This window comes from Vibrio sp. vnigr-6D03, from assembly GCF_002835515.1.
GTDB classification, from domain to species: domain Bacteria; phylum Pseudomonadota; class Gammaproteobacteria; order Enterobacterales; family Vibrionaceae; genus Vibrio; species Vibrio penaeicida.
The window spans coordinates 24001-39013 of sequence record NZ_PIZL01000023.1 but is presented as its reverse complement, the minus strand read 5'-3'; the positions used below and the strand labels follow the sequence as shown (position 1 = coordinate 39013).

The following is a 15013-nucleotide window of genomic DNA, read 5'->3' as shown; positions in this document are numbered from 1 at the left end:
TAGGATGATTAAAAAACTTACAACTAAAAGGCGATCGCTGGCGAACCTAATTGTTCGCCTGATCGTTATTATTTTTGGTGTTCTGACTATAGGTGTAATGGTTCAGAGTTACCACTTCTCATCCAGCATTATCAAGCAGGAGGTGGCTCGCAGTTCATCTCAAACGTCTAGCTTGTTGCAAAACTTACTTGACTATAAATTAGCTACGTTGCAAAGCCACCAAGACAGTAATGCCCTTAACATTACACTTCAAAACAACTTGGCCGATATCCATTCAAATAAAGTTGATTATTTCTTCCTAGATTTAGAACAAAATGACCCTCTGAACACACCAGATTTTCGGTTTATAACCACAGACAGAGGTGAAGTTGAATGGAATGATGGAAATGGTCTGTTCTATGGTTTAACAGAAGTACATATGGAGCGGATTTCGACTTCTATCAGCTTCGGGCGTGATTGGCATTACCTAAGCCAAGATACAGTATTAGGTGAAAGAAATTTATTAATTCGACGAACTCCAATTATCAGTCTAGAAAATGGACAGGTACTGGGGCATTTGTATATATCGGTGGTTCTCAATCGGAACTTATCATTGATAGACCAACTTCAGGTCGCCTCCAATAGCGATGCTGTCATTATGATGATTGGTGACACAGCCATCGCAAGTACCATTCAATCCGAAGAGCCGCTGTATTCAGAAGTTTTGGAAGACCTAAACCAAGACGATACGGGTTCTTCCGGTGGGCATTTATTCAATGCGACAAACCTGCTTATCAATGGGGAAGACACTCCAATATACATTTATACGATTCAAACTAACTCAAACATATTGACGCTAGAGGAAAATTACAAAGTTGGTCTAGCAATCAGTATGTTCACCATGTTCGCATTAGCGCTTTTGACGCGTCAAATTATTCAAAGACTCGTCTCTAATGAGTTAAAAAGTTTGATGGAGTACACGCGCTCTGCTGGTGACAGAATCGAATCTTCTGAGTTTCAAGGTTCAAGCATTTACGAGTTTGATCACGTTGGGCATACGTTGGAAAAAACGTTTGAAGAGCTAAGAGAAAAAGACAAATCTTTCCAGGATTTATTCAATTTCTCACTTTCTCCAATCATTGTGTGGGATACAGAAGGCGGCGTACTTAGAATGAACCCCGCAGCTGAGAAGGCGCTCAACTCCAAATTAGACTTAAGTAATAGCGACATTGATGATCGATTTAAGAGTTTCCAAAGTAAGGTTGCCTTTTATTTGAGAATGGTAATGACGGGCGAAACTTTAATGGGTGTAAATGTTCCTATAGATAACAAAATTTATCGATGGAACTTATCTCCACTTGAACTGGATAATGAAATCCACGCGATCATCGGACAAGGGCAAGATATCACGACCCTCATAGAGGCAGAAAAGCAAAGTAACTTAGCTCGTATTGAAGCCGAGCGAAGCGCAGTTGCGCGAGCGGATTTTTTAGCCAAAATGAGCCACGAAATTCGTACGCCTCTCAATGGAATTTTAGGTATCACTCAAATCCTTCAAGGCACGCTCGAGAAGGAAGAAAATAAAGAAAAAGTCGATATTCTTTACCAAAGTGGTGAACATCTTCTCACCGTACTTAATGATATTCTTGATTTTTCCAAGATAGAGCAGGGTAAGCTGAATATAGAATTCAACGAATTTGTGTTCGAAGACTTAGTGAAGTCACTAGAAACAATTTATACGCCTCTCTGTGTTAATAAAGGGCTGTCTTTTGAAATTCAGAATCAAATACCTGCTAAACAAGTTATTCGGACAGATCAAGTTCGATTGAACCAGATTCTGTTTAACTTGCTAAGTAACGCCGTTAAATTTACCACTACTGGTGGCGTTATTGTACGTTTCGTACTAGAGAGCCCTGAACCAGGGAAAGAAGTTTTGAACTTTGAAGTACGTGACTCAGGTATTGGTATTACCGAAAGCAGCTTAGAAACGATGTTTGAACCTTTTGTGCAAGCCGAATCAACAACAACACGTGAATATGGTGGAAGCGGTTTAGGTCTTGCTATCGTTAAAAACTTGCTCGATTTAATGGGTGGCTCAATCAAGGTGACGAGCTTATTAGGAGAGGGGGCATCTTTCTGTATTAAGCTGCCAGTTACACCCGTCAGCAGCATTCAGTCTGAAGAAGAAGAGGCGTCAAACCCAGATCCTTCATCGTTATTTGACTCTCAAATTAGAGTCCTATTGGTGGAAGATAATAAGAGTAATGCCTTCATTGCAAAAGTATTTTGTCAAAAATATGGAATGGATGTCGATTGGGCTCAAGATGGCTTGATAGCAATGGAAAAAGTCAAAACAAACGAATACGATCTGATCTTGATGGACAACCAAATGCCGAATTTAGATGGCGTTGAGGCCACGCGCCGCATGCGTCAAGAGATGGGGATCATAACGCCTATATATGCCTGCACTGCGGATGCGTTTGAGTCAACGAAAAATGCATTTCTCAATGCGGGAGCCAATTTCGTTATTGTTAAACCGCTTAAAGAGAAACCTCTTTACAATGCTTTTTATCATTTTAAAACCAATGACTTATTGTCAAGCGAAACCCCTAAATCTGCGACGGGCTCTTAATAAAAAGACTGCTTATAAATCTATTATTATAAAAAGCAGTTAACTTGGCCTTGTATCTGATACATTGATCAAAATAATAAAAAATTGTCTGGATTATATTTAGACACCTTTAGATACTTCTTTAACGGAGTATCGAGCGTTTGGAAAAATCATAACCTGCGGCTAAGACAGGAAAGAATTCCAAGCGTATTTTTATATATAAAAACGTTGGTCAGGGAAGACAATATGAACAGGCTCGTCAAACCGAGCATCATAAGTCAGGAAAATGTATTAGTCCTGCTGGTGCCCGCAATTCTGTATTACTCGCTAGTGCATTTATTTGGAATGTTCTGGTGTATCTTAATTTTATCCGCTTACGGATGTTTCGTTTCTATTTACTCGACTAGAAAGAGCATTGTTGCCTTCTTTTTTGCTTTGTTTGGGCTAATAGAATGGATGGTGTCGTTACATGTTCCTGTTACGCTTATAGAAACGTTTCCGCAATTTTCATTAATGGCCAGCGCGTTGCAAATTGGTCTGATAATGTTGGTGTTTTCATTTCTTCGTTTTCCGTTACCTATGCTGCTTGCAGAAGCCACTTATGATCATTTGAAGGCATTAAACCGCCAGTTTCCTGATGAATACCTGAGGATGTGGCAAAAAATCAGCGCGATGTGGATAACGAGCTTTGCAGCAAAAGCGGCGCTATTTTATTTTACGCTTTCCGCACCAGCAGAGCAGGTTCATTGGATGGGGATTCTACTAGGCTGGCCTCTTTATTGTATGTTGATCTTGGTGAGCATTATTTTTGTAAACGCGAAAGTTCTGAGCTTCTATAGGGAATCCTTAACTTCGGAAGGCAATCGAACCCATATCAATGGGCACTTTTTCTAGATGACATAGCTGTGCGTCTGATTGTTTCAAAACAGCTAAGTTCAATAAATTTGGATTCAAAAAAACGAGATTCAAAAAAGCCGCTTAACTAAGATGAGATAGGCGGCTTTTTAAATGCATTTTTGATATGTACTTTTTGAAGTGGGCTTAAGTCTTCGAAGTTGAATTAGCGTGAGAGCTTACTGTGTGCTTTTGTAAAGTGTCCTGAACAGAAGGCACCAACAATCGATAACTCTCCGGCCAAACAAAGTGACGCACATACTTCGGCAAGTGCTCTTGCTTTGCCAGACCCACTCAATCCCATAATATCGAGACAGGCTTTTTGTGATGGAAGCCCTGTGCCACCACCAACGGTTCCGAGCATTAGATTTGGAAGCGTTACGCTAGCATATAGGTCGCCATCATCTTTTATCGTCATACGAGACATACCAACGGCAGATTCAGCGACACACGCTGCATCCTGCCCACAGGCGATATACAGTGCAGCGAGAGCATTGGCAAAGTGAGCGTTAACGCCAATAGAGCCGCTTAAGAGTGCGCCAGAGGTGGTGATTTGTCCGAATTTGACCATGTCTTCCGGTGTTGTGTGCAAGAATTCCTTTACCAGTTTTCGTGTAACATGAACTTCCGCAGAAACTTTTTTCCCTCGCACGCTTCGCATAGTATGGGCGTTGGCCTTTTTGTCTCCAGATAAGTTTCCATCAAGAATGGCGTGATTAGGCGTAATTGGCGAATGTTTTAAGATAAACTCAAAAACAGCATTCGTCGCTATGGTGACCATGTTCTGACCTGACGCATCACCTGTAAGAAATTCAAATACCAAAAATACTTGATTACTTTCGATGGTGATACTGATGTCTTTCAGTTTTCCGTGGCGAGTAGTGGATTCTGCCAGTGTTTTAAAAGTCTCGTATTGGCTGGTTGCCCACCCAACAAATTGACCTGCCATTGCTAGGCTTTCAAACATGAATGCTGGCGTTCGGGTAACTCCCTCATTGATTAACATGGCAGATGCACCGCCCGATGCAGTAATCAATTGGCACCCTCTATGGTAAGACGCAACAAGTGCGGCTTCCGTGGTAGCAAGTGGTACAAGAAAATCCTCGTTAGCAAATAACCCATTAACACGCAGTGGACCTGCAACGCCTAATGGAACTTTGACGGAACCGATAAAGTTCTCAATATTCTTGCTGTACGCTTTTCTTTGCTTGTGTGTACTTGAGTCGAGTAATGCATCACGCACGTCTGGCTTTCCGATGCTATTCCAACGGCTTTCAATCGCTTTGTCTGTTAAGAATGGCGAACGCGGCAGTGCGAGGACTGGCGGGCTATTATCTGGAGCAAGCTTTGTATCTATTTGTCCTAAAGAACACTGTTCTTGAATGGAGTAATGCTCTGTACTTTCTAGTGCATTCAGTTTTGGCATGAGTGAAGTATGTAATTATATTTTGTTAAAGATTTTACCTGTGAAGGCAGATAAAACAAGGAAGAGTCACCGAAACTTACAATATCAAAGTCGGATTATAAGGGTTTATTGACCATCTACCGATTAACTTTGTGCGAGTTTTATACGTTTTGTATTCAACCAAGCTGTGTTAACCGCAGCAAAAATATTTAGAAGGTTGGGTGTAATCAGTTGAATTAAAAAGAGGCGCGAGGTGCGTCTCTTGATGTTTAACGGCCAACAGTTCTGCTACTCACCAGTTTTTAGCTTCAATACATTAGCCAATTCCGTTAAGAGTTTTTGCGTATCATCACTGAGGCGATTTATTTCATTGGTGGATTCAGAAGACCTAGAAGCCAACTGCCTTACTTCATCCGCAACGACCGCAAACCCGCGACCATGTTCGCCTGCGCGCGCCGCTTCAATCGCGGCATTTAAAGCGAGTAGGTTGGTTTGATCTGATATGCCATCGATGACCTTGGCAATCTCTGAGATTTCGTTACTTGATGTCCCAACACGATCCATGATTTCTTTCATGCCGTTACGTTGCTTAACTTCTGAAGAAATGTCTTTGATGAATGCCGTGTAAATGGTTTTGCCATCAAGGCTGACTTTAGAAAGAGAAAGCAGACCCCAAGCTTCCTTTCCATCCGGTCGGTTAATTGGAACTTCACGGCTTGTACCCACAATTTTATTTTCACCAGTATTGATGTTGCGCTGAATGAAACCATCGTGATTCGCCTGAAGCTCTACTGGAACCAGCATTTTTACGTTTTTACCGATAACGTCTTCAGGTTTGTATCCCCAAAGCGCTTCCGCCGCTTTGTTAAAGAAACTTACCGTTCCGCGCTCATCAATGGTAATGACTGCATCAAGTGCTTGAGACAGGGTTTGATTGATGGTTTCTTTTGCAGTGCGTTCTTCCGTAATGTCTCGTACAAACGCGGTGTAAGCGATTTCGCCACCTACTTCGATTTTAGAAAGGGAGAAGCTAACCCATATTTCCACGCCATCTTTACGTTCCATTAATAACTCTCGGCTAGAGCCGACGATCTTATCTTTACCCGTGCGCCTGTTTGAATTTACGTATTCATCATGGCGTGATTGATGAATCTTTGGTACGAGCATCTTTACGTTCTTTCCAATAACTTCTGCGCTTTTGTAGCCCCACAATGTTTCCGCTGAAGGGTTGAAAAAGGTCACGATATTGTCTTTGTCGATGGTGACAACGGCATCAATGGCTTGGTAAAGCACCTGTTCCATCTGTTCTTTGGCAGCTTTTTCTTGAGTAATTTCGCGTGCGAACGCGGTGTATCCGAGTTCACCATTTAATTCAATTCTTGATAGAGAGAGGTTTGCCCAAATTCGTCGACCATCTTTTGTCTCAATTTCAACGTCTCGACTAGTACCGACGATCTTATCTATCCGGGTTTCTCGGTTGGCATTCACGAGTGAGTCGTGTTTGTCTCTAAGTTCTCGTGGAACAAGCATTTTCACATTCTTTCCAAGTACCTCTTCTTGTGTATAACCCCACAAGCGCTCGGCAGCTTGGTTTAGGTAAGTGATGCAGTTTTGCCCGTCTATAGAAACAACAGCGTTGACCGACTGAGCAAGGACTTGCTCTATGCGTTGTTGTGCGTTGACTTCTTCTGAAATGTCTTTAACAAAAGCAGAGTATCCAATCCCATCTGGTAACTTGGTTTTAGAGAGAGCTAAGCTCACCCAAACCTTGCTACCATCTTTTCTTATCAGCTCTAGCTTTCTTGATGTACCAACAATGACATTTTGCCCTGTCGTTCGATTCTTATTAACGTATTCGTCATGGTTAGGTTGAAATTCTTGTGGTACCAGCATCTTGACATTTTTGCCGATAACTTCTTTTTCTGAGTATCCCCACAGCTTTTCGGCTGCACGATTAAAATAGAAAACCCTATTGTTTTTATCTATAGAAACAATAGCATCCAGGGCGTTGTCGATAATCTGGTTACTTACGTTTCCACTGTTTTGGCTTTTTCCATTTAAAATTGAAAATAGTCCCATTGCTCGTTCCCAATCTTGGTTGTCGACGTTGTGCTGCCAGTATTTATTATTTTATTTGAGTCTAGACGGCTATTCTTGGTTGTTCCAATTTAGAACAATTATTTCATTATAAAGCCCATAACACCTGCCTAACGTTGTGCTTATGCCCAGCCCAATTTGATGGCTAAAAGTTTGAGATATGAATAGATGCGATAGTCTTGTTAATATATCCAAGTGATCCGAGATCTTTAGCGTTGTTTCAACGTAATCGGACATAAAACGGCAGTATTCGATAAGTGGAGGAAAGGATGACAAGAATACATTTATTTAGGCATGGGCAAACACAATGGAATCTTGAGCAAAGACTGCAAGGGCATGAAGACTCCCCTCTAACAGAATTAGGAATTGAACAAGCTCAATCAGCGAAAGACAAATTAGACAATGTTCAGTTTGACTCTGTATGGGCTTCCCCAAGTGGTCGAGCGGTGCACACTGCGAGTTTACTTACTGGTCTCGATACTAATCAAATCAAAACCATGGAAGGTCTACGAGAGATAAATCTTGGCAGTTGGGAAGGGCAAACCACAGAACACGTCAATACAAATGATAATGAAAGATACACCGCCTTCTGGAATCGCCCTGATCTTTATGAACCGGATACAGGTGAATCGTTCGAGCAGGTAAAGGTTAGGGGGTTACAAGCCCTTGAGGATATTGCGTTAGAATGCCCCAATCAAACTCTTGTGATTGTCTCTCATGCTGGTTGGATAAAAACGATAGTTACGTCATTGTTGGATATGGCACCAAAAGATATTTGGCAAGAACCGTTTGCCCATAACTTGAGTGAATCTATTTTGTGCTTTGAGAGTGGCAAGTGGCGCGTGGAGAAATTCTGCGATATCACTTGGAACAAGTAACAAAATTACCCTGCTTTCAGGCAGATAGCTAAGTGAGCAATATTGTACAATTTTAACCAGCTCATTGCCGTTAACTTATCTACTTCTAGTGAGCCCCACATCCCGTATCCTAAGTTGATAGGGAATTAACAAGGATCGTTATGCCAGCAAAGTGTTCAAAAAAAGCGAAAGAAATAGCGAATTACAATATCGCTCAGGAATTGGGTGGATTAGAGCTGCTCGACGCTTGCTTTGAAAAACAAAACTTTTCTCGTCATAGTCATGAAGGTTATACGGTCGGTGTTATTGAAACGGGTGCTCAACGATTCTACCGCGGCAGTGGGTATCATATTGCACCAAGCGACAGCATTATACTGGTTAACGCTGATGAACTTCATAATGGACATTCAGCGAGCGAAGGAGGGTGGTCTTATCAAGCCATGTACCCTTTACCTGAACATTTTGAGTTGATCGGTCAACCTCTATGCGGTGCTCCATTTTTTCCTGAGCCAGTGGTTTACGACCCACTGTTAGCGAATCAGTTTCGGTCACTGTTTTCGGTTTTGAAACGTAGCCGTAATCGGCTAACCCGTGAAACTTGCTTGTATCAAACATTACTCGCGTTGGTACTTCGTCACGGAAAGACTTGCCCAGATTCCAAATTGCCAGGTGTTGCAAAGAACAATATGCAAATCGCCAAAGAGTTTTTGGATGACTTACCTCAGGCAAACGTCTCGTTAGAAGAATTGGCCTCTATGGCACATTTAAGCACGTATCATTTCGCTCGTGAGTTTAAAAAAGCTTATGGGATTCCGCCTCATGCATACCAATTGCAAGCAAGGCTAAGAGTAGCGAAAAAATGGTTACGTGCTGGGATGAAAGTGGCAGACATTGCAAATGATTTAGGCTTTCACGACCAAAGTCATTTTCACCGACATTTTAAATCAGCTTTAGGGGTGACACCCATGCAATATGCCAAAGCTGCTTAACGTCATCGGATCTGAGTTACCATCAACTCTCGTTTTTAGACACTGTCGCAACAAAGCCCTCCGCATTTATAGAGATAAATACTTTAGGAATATCAATGATCTCAGAATCCCGAACCAAACTGTTTATCCAAGGTTCCTTAAAGATGATGCCACTGAGTATTGCTGTGGTGCCTTGGGGGATTTTGGCAGGCTCATTTGCAATAGACAGTGGTTTAACCGCATTAGAAGGACAAGCCTTTTCTCTTATATTATTTGCAGGAGCCGCCCAATTGGTCGCAATGGGAATGATCAAGGCAGGGGCAACATTAGGTGCTCTTGTGTTAACGGTATTCTTCATTACATCTCGCCACTTCCTATACAGTGTTGCCATGCGAGACAAAATCAGCCCGTTGCCTTTCAAATGGCGGTTTGTATTAGGGTTTCTGTTAACGGATGAACTGTTTGCGTTTTGTGGAAATCAGACACCCAATCAATTTAAACCATGGTATGCATTTGGGGCAGGATTTAGTTTTTATCTTATTTGGAATCTAGCAACGCTAGTGGGCATTATCGCAGGCGCGACGATTCCAAATTTAAGTGAGCTCGGGTTGGAGTTTGCCGTTGCAGCGACGTTTATTGGGATTGTTGTCCCTACTATAAAAAATATTGCGGTTCTGGTTTCGGTTATTGTGGCTTTAGTGTTCTCCGTATTATTTGCTTGGCAACAAGTCGAAGGAGGCTTGGTGATTGCGAGTATTTTGGCCATGTTAAGTGGTTATTTTTGTGAAAGGTTTAAAGGCAAGGCATGATCTATCTTTATATATTTGCAATGGCATCCGTGGTTTTCTTTAGTCGCTACCTCTTTTTAGAACCCAAGTTGCCACTTAGATTAAACCACCAATTTCATCGCTTACTCAGCTACGCAAGCCCAGCTGTGCTTACCGCTATTCTTTCGCCGATAGTATTTGCACCAGAAGGCGAGCTCCAAGTATCTCTTTCTAGCCCTTATATTTGGGCAGCCTTGTTATCTTGTTTTATCGCATGGAAAACAAAAAATGTGCTTACCACAACGTTAGTCGGTGTTTGTGTTTTTCTAATACTGAAGCATTTCCTATTTTAAGAACTCTTGCTCTAACCATTTCCGCAGTGATTTCACGCTTTCAGATCTTAGATTTGAAGGGTGGCATGCATAGAAAAACGTATTTGTTGGATGCGTTACGCTATTGCCGATTTGAGCGAGTAATCCATGTTGAAGGTCGTCTGCCACAAAGAGTTTATGCGTAACCAGAACTCCGAGTTTTCTCCGGCATGCATGAATGGCCTGAACGGAAGTGTTAAATGTGAGGTTGTTTTCTTTTTTTGGCTGTGAAGTGTTTTGGCTATTCGCCCAAAATTTCCAGTCGTCTTTTCTTCTATCGTTAGACACGAATATGGCAGGAATGTGGTTAAGTAAGTCGTTAACGTCTTGCGGGGATTGAGTCGAATAAGCCAGTGCGATGTCCGGGTGCGCAATCATAACGAGTTCATCATCGAGTAACTTATGACAATAGTAGTCTTGCCAGTGTTTTTCTTGACCTTGAATAATGGCGAGGTCGACACCTTCTTTTTGTAAATCAAACGTACTATTAAGGTTCGATATCCTCGCATCAAGCAGCGCATTGGCTTCTTGAAACGATTCAACTCGTGGTATCCACCAATGCAATGCGAGTGAAGCAGCCATGTTTATGGTTAGCCGACCATCATCAGGGGCTGTTTTTAGCTTTTCAGTAGCGACCGCAATTTCTTCAAAGGCGGGTGAGACCTGTTGATAGTATTTTTGACCTTGTTCACTTAACGTTATCGCTCTTCCAACTCGAATAAACAGGGCTACGTCCAAATAGTTTTCTAAGGATTTTATCGCTTGGCTCACCGCTGAATGGCTGACATTAAGGTAGTCGGCTGCCTGAGTCATGCTCTCGAAGCGAGCAACGGCTATAAACGTATAAATTGATTTAAATGGTGGCATAGTAAAACCCTAGCTTCGACGTTCTTTTGGTTGGATATATGTAAGTTTAACTTACAAGTGACGTAAGTTTAAATCGTTATTCCTATCTCTTGTTGAGTTTTAAAATACACTCAAACAGGAGATATTTATGAAGTTATCGAAACCTATTGTTTTTATGCTCGCGTCTACTTTCAGCCTTTCTTTGAATGGTGTATTTTCAAAATTTCTTACAGAAAGCTTTAGTGTCCAGTTGCTCAGTACGCTCAGGTTTCTCTTCCCCGCTATTATATTGTTCTTGATGATGTTCTTGAGTCGGTTTGTGTTACCACATCGAAAAATGTGGACATCTTTGCTTATTCGATCCTTTTGTATTGCAGCATGTCAGCTGTGTTTCCTTATGTCGATGCAATCATTGACACTGGTGGAATCCGTGGTGCTTTTCAGCACTGGCCCACTTTTTATTCCAGTTTTAGAGCGCCTCATTTTTAAAGTGAAATTTTCGGCTATTAACATCGTACGTTTAGTGATTATGTTAGCGGGTGTTGTTGCTCTGGCTGGCGATCTTTCTAACTTCAGTTTCAAATGGGAACTGTTGCTAGGGCTTGGGGCAGGAATACTAGGCGCGGGATCTCAGTTGGCTTTGTTTCGCGCAACTAAGGGAACGATGACAGCGATTTCTCTGAATGCTTGGTCTTTCCTCCTAGCCTTTCTCATCTTGTTGCCTTTAACGTTTATCATTGGACCGAGTGACGCGGACAAGTTGATTTTGTCGATGCCAGAAGAACATGAATTTATCTGGATGATGTTAGGCGTGCTGGCACTGCTGATTGTTAATACGCAGGTTTTTCGTGCCAAAGCCTACCAACTGGTTGATACAGGCTCACAGTTAGCACCACTTATATACACCAATTTAATTTTCACTTGTATCTGGCAGGTGACTTTGTTCGACGAGGTGTTGGATGAACATAAAATTGTGGGGGTGCTCTTGATTGTCTTGGCTAGCGCTTTAAATACGTTAAAGGGGCTGGTGCTAAAGTTGAATAGCTCATTTAAGTTGATCCGTTCATTAAAGCCAATTCGCGTATTGAAAACAACGTTATTGACTCATTGGGTTTCGTTGCTAAGAAGTGTGCGCGCCACTTACCATATGTATTTGAAAGCGGCGCATAGAATGGACCTACATTAAAGAGAGGGCTTAGGTCGCCCTCTAAAAAGCTTAAGATTCAATTTTGGTTGAGTTGTTTGCTGGGTTTGAATTAGCTACCGCACTCGAATCTGAAGCTTCAGATTCATAAGCCAACTTAGAAAGGTGTATCAGAACCTCTGTCATATGCGCGTTAATATCAACCTCGACAATTTGCTCTTCTTGCAAGTAAGCTTTAGCGTATTTCATATAAACCCCTTGCTGTAAAAACAACAAATATAACTCAGTATCGATATGACCAGATGTGGCAAGCTTCGTCATAATAGAGAGCGATTCTTTTAAGCTTTTTGCCTTTTTGTATGGTCGGTCACTCGCTGTAAGCGCTTCAAAAATGTCGGCTATTGCCATCACTCGTGCTGGTACTGAGAGCTCTCCGGCATTTAGGCCGCGAGGGTAGCCAGTTCCATCCATTCTTTCATGGTGCCCGCCTGCAATTTCAGGAACGTTCTGCAGATACTCTGGATAAGGCAATCGATCAAGCATGTCGATAGTTTGGATAATGTGGTCATTTATGATGAATCTTTCTTCGTCTGTTAACGTTCCGGCTCGGATAGACAGGTTGTATAGTTCACCACGGTTATAATGATATTCACCTGGTGTGAGCGTGAAGTTTTCCTTCCACATCTTTTTCGGGTTGAATCCTTGTGCCCAAGGAATGCAATGGACCTGTTTATCCGACAATACCGATTCCATTATTGGTAATGCTGAAGCTGGGTCGCAACGCTTTTTCTCCAACCAGGAAATACCAAGTCGATCACTGATGGTTCTCTTCCACTGACGTTTACTTATCTCTTTAATCCGTGTGAGTTTTTCATCATTCATGTACTCGCTTCCAACGTTGCATTCAGCGATGAATTCAAAATCCTGATCCAGCGCTTGTAACTCTTCATCCAGTTCTTTCTTAAGCTGTGCTTTGTCTTGTCCGGCGCAAATGCCTTTCCAATATTGGGTATGGGCGGTTTGTTTAAGTAATTCGAATCGCATACGAACTTCATGAATTCGGTCGTAAATGGTTTCGAGCTTGGTTGCTTTATCAACCACATATTCTGGTGTGATTATCTTACCGCAGTCGTGTAACCAAGCGCCGAGGTGCAATTCTTCCCACTCTTTTTCAGACATAGAGAAATCGGCAAAACGTCCCTTATCGTCAACAACCGCTTGTGTGAGCATTTCAGCAAGTGCCGGAACACGTTGACAGTGCTTACCAGTGTAAGGGGATTTGGTATCGATCGCGGATGCTAAAAGCTCGATGAAAGCATTTAACATGTCTTTTTGTTGTTGAATTTGATCGATGTTTTCTTTTGCAATTGCAGCAAAGGAGAGCAACTCTCGTAAGAAGTCATGCTTTTCCTTCTGCGCTTCTGTTACTGGTCGTTCGTAGCCAAGTGTCAGAATACCGACCAAACTTTTGTCGCGATTAAGTAAAGGAAACAAGTAAAGATCCGAGTTATAGAAATACACCATGTAAGGCTTCATTACAGGGTCGTCTTTGGATAAATGAACTATTTCACCTTCTCTAAGTTTCTTGCAAACCTCTGGCGCATTGTCGAGCAAAAGATTGATATTAATCTTTAAGGGGATAATGGCTTGGTTCACGCTTTCATCAAATTTTTTCGTCGTTTTGTTCCATACGGATAGGACAATGGTTTCCGCTTTGGTGACAATGTAACTTTGATGGGTGATGTTTTTCGCTAGCAAAGAGAAGTCGCGGTTACTGGCTGTTTCATGGAGTAATTTGAGCAAATCATGAAGTGTATGCTCCATAAGTTCGACAGATTGAGTAAGGTCATTAACTTCTTTAATTAGGCTTTTCGGGTAGCGTGTTTTAGTGAATTCAAAGCGACGTATATTGTCTGTCTGCTGATACAAATTGTGTAATGGGCTAGCGATACGCTTTGCTATGTACCAAACGATGATAAAACACCCTAGTAACATCAACACGGCCACTGAGACTTGCTTGTCTCGCATTGAATATAGGTTGGCGAGCAGTGCATCTTGTGGAGTTGCCTCAGCAAGCCATAGGTTAACGTTATCGGTTAGCTCTACAGGCGTTAAAGTGACAGACCAATCAATACCGTCATGCGTGATCGTATGGTATTGGTAGCCCAGTGTGGTGCGAAGGTTAAGATCGGAAAAAACCGTGTTCTCGAGTTGAACGCTTAAATGTGAGTTATTCGTCGCACTCGGTGGGGTTTTCATATGGTGAGATGCCAAGGGTCTCAATGCACTATCAAAAAGCAGCAATTGGCTTTTTGAGTCGTAAGCAAGTTCACTTATGCTGTTATTAAGACCACCTAATGAAAAATCGGCAGCAACAACAAATTCTAAGTTTGCTGTTTTTCTGACAAAAGTAACGCCGATATCTTTTAACCAGTAGAAATAATAGGGTTCAGTTAAGTGGATTTGCCCATCATCCGAAGCGTGGCTATACCAAGGGCGATTACGTGGGTCGTACTGGTTGTCGTAACGGATAGACGCGGAAACCACTTGGCTATCGCCATCCAAGAACATGGATTCATTTCTACCTTCAACGTTTGTGGTACGAAACAAGATTTCACTGCCGGAAGGCGCGTTGAATTGCTTAGCGGTTTTGGGGTTGTATAAAGGTCGGTATAACGTAAAATCGCCGTTTTCAGAGCCATAGTAAAGCGCGACTAAACTCATGTTTCTTTGGAATATCATTTCCAGCGAATCCAGCCATCCCCCTTTTTCAACGGAGTCGCGTTGATGGCGAATGAAACTGCTCATCGCCATAAAATCTAACGTCGTTAAAACGGGCGCGACTTGCTCCCTAAATAACGTTTCCAACTTTACACTGTTTTCATTACTCAATTCTTTAGCAGAACCTTGCAACAATTCTTGGGAGTGGTGGTAGCTTATTGCGATTAAAACACTTCCAATAACAGTAGCGAGTGCCATAAAGAGACTAGTAATATGAATGCTAAGAGGATAGCGGTGCTTGATCATACTTTTTCACCATGCAGCAAACTGACAAAATGCGATGTAAAACTGAG

General features: G+C 42.0%; 11 protein-coding genes. 7 read left to right on the top strand and 4 right to left on the bottom strand.

What is annotated here, in order from left to right; translation table 11 throughout:
* Positions 1–4: 4 nt before the first annotated feature.
* Both CW749_RS19455 and CW749_RS19450 read left to right on the top strand, forming a co-directional pair.
* On the top strand, positions 5–2611 hold the full coding sequence (locus tag CW749_RS19455; RefSeq protein WP_101113942.1) for a LuxQ periplasmic sensor domain-containing protein: 2607 nt from the start codon (positions 5–7) through the stop codon (positions 2609–2611).
* Between the two features lie 225 nt (positions 2612–2836).
* Complete coding sequence (locus CW749_RS19450; RefSeq protein WP_101113941.1) at positions 2837–3484, top strand: hypothetical protein; 648 nt, start codon at positions 2837–2839, stop codon at positions 3482–3484.
* Positions 3485–3650: 166 nt separating this feature from the next.
* Here CW749_RS19450 and CW749_RS19445 read toward each other — a convergent pair whose 3' ends face one another.
* Both CW749_RS19445 and CW749_RS19440 read right to left on the bottom strand, forming a co-directional pair.
* Positions 3651–4910, bottom strand: coding sequence for a hydroxymethylglutaryl-CoA reductase (locus CW749_RS19445; protein WP_101113940.1), 1260 nt, complete (start codon positions 4908–4910; stop codon positions 3651–3653).
* 267 nt (positions 4911–5177) lie between these two features.
* A complete protein-coding gene (locus CW749_RS19440; protein WP_101113939.1) occupies positions 5178–6968 on the bottom strand; it encodes a PAS domain S-box protein in 1791 nt (596 codons plus the stop codon).
* A 287-nt stretch (positions 6969–7255) separates the two neighbouring features.
* Between CW749_RS19440 and CW749_RS19435 the strand changes: the two genes are divergently transcribed.
* The 4 genes from CW749_RS19435 to CW749_RS19420 all read left to right on the top strand — a co-directional run bounded on the left by CW749_RS19435 (position 7256) and on the right by CW749_RS19420 (position 9931).
* A complete protein-coding gene (locus CW749_RS19435; RefSeq protein ID WP_101113938.1) occupies positions 7256–7864 on the top strand; it encodes a histidine phosphatase family protein in 609 nt (202 codons plus the stop codon).
* Positions 7865–8004: 140 nt separating this feature from the next.
* A complete protein-coding gene (locus CW749_RS19430) occupies positions 8005–8832 on the top strand; it encodes an AraC family transcriptional regulator (RefSeq protein ID WP_101113937.1) in 828 nt (275 codons plus the stop codon).
* 95 nt (positions 8833–8927) lie between these two features.
* Positions 8928–9620 carry an AzlC family ABC transporter permease gene (locus CW749_RS19425; protein WP_101113936.1) on the top strand — a complete coding sequence of 231 codons (693 nt, stop codon included), beginning with the start codon at positions 8928–8930 and terminating at the stop codon, positions 9618–9620.
* The gene (locus CW749_RS19420) at positions 9617–9931 is read left to right on the top strand and encodes an AzlD domain-containing protein (protein ID WP_101113935.1); all 315 of its coding nucleotides are present in this window, start codon (positions 9617–9619) and stop codon (positions 9929–9931) included. The genes CW749_RS19425 and CW749_RS19420 overlap by 4 nt, the downstream gene beginning before the upstream one ends.
* Here CW749_RS19420 and CW749_RS19415 read toward each other — a convergent pair.
* Positions 9923–10816, bottom strand: a complete 894-nt coding sequence (locus tag CW749_RS19415) for a LysR substrate-binding domain-containing protein (protein ID WP_101113934.1) — start codon at positions 10814–10816, stop codon at positions 9923–9925. The two genes, CW749_RS19420 and CW749_RS19415, sit on opposite strands and share 9 nt — an antisense overlap.
* A 127-nt stretch (positions 10817–10943) precedes the next feature.
* On the opposite strand from CW749_RS19415, the gene CW749_RS19410 reads away from it, so the two are divergent.
* Entirely contained in the window at positions 10944–11981 is a 1038-nt protein-coding gene (locus tag CW749_RS19410) for a DMT family transporter (RefSeq protein WP_101113933.1), read from the top strand.
* A 30-nt stretch (positions 11982–12011) separates the two neighbouring features.
* On the opposite strand, the gene CW749_RS19405 is transcribed toward CW749_RS19410, so the two are convergent.
* Positions 12012–14966, bottom strand: coding sequence for an HD domain-containing phosphohydrolase (locus tag CW749_RS19405; RefSeq protein WP_101113932.1), 2955 nt, complete (start codon positions 14964–14966; stop codon positions 12012–12014).
* Between the last annotated feature and the right edge of the window lie 47 nt (positions 14967–15013).

Excerpts from the sequence above, each read along its gene's own strand:
- CW749_RS19455 (WP_101113942.1), top strand. The coding sequence starts at position 5 with ATGATTAAAAAACTTACAACTAAAAGGCGATCGCTGGCGAACCTAATT.
- CW749_RS19450 (WP_101113941.1), top strand. The coding sequence starts at position 2,837 with ATGAACAGGCTCGTCAAACCGAGCATCATAAGTCAGGAAAATGTATTA.
- CW749_RS19445 (WP_101113940.1), bottom strand. The coding sequence starts at position 4,910 with ATGCCAAAACTGAATGCACTAGAAAGTACAGAGCATTACTCCATTCAA.
- CW749_RS19440 (WP_101113939.1), bottom strand. The coding sequence starts at position 6,968 with ATGGGACTATTTTCAATTTTAAATGGAAAAAGCCAAAACAGTGGAAAC.
- CW749_RS19435 (WP_101113938.1), top strand. The coding sequence starts at position 7,256 with ATGACAAGAATACATTTATTTAGGCATGGGCAAACACAATGGAATCTT.
- CW749_RS19430 (WP_101113937.1), top strand. The coding sequence starts at position 8,005 with ATGCCAGCAAAGTGTTCAAAAAAAGCGAAAGAAATAGCGAATTACAAT.
- CW749_RS19425 (WP_101113936.1), top strand. The coding sequence starts at position 8,928 with ATGATCTCAGAATCCCGAACCAAACTGTTTATCCAAGGTTCCTTAAAG.
- CW749_RS19420 (WP_101113935.1), top strand. The coding sequence starts at position 9,617 with ATGATCTATCTTTATATATTTGCAATGGCATCCGTGGTTTTCTTTAGT.
- CW749_RS19415 (WP_101113934.1), bottom strand. The coding sequence starts at position 10,816 with ATGCCACCATTTAAATCAATTTATACGTTTATAGCCGTTGCTCGCTTC.
- CW749_RS19410 (WP_101113933.1), top strand. The coding sequence starts at position 10,944 with ATGAAGTTATCGAAACCTATTGTTTTTATGCTCGCGTCTACTTTCAGC.
- CW749_RS19405 (WP_101113932.1), bottom strand. The coding sequence starts at position 14,966 with ATGATCAAGCACCGCTATCCTCTTAGCATTCATATTACTAGTCTCTTT.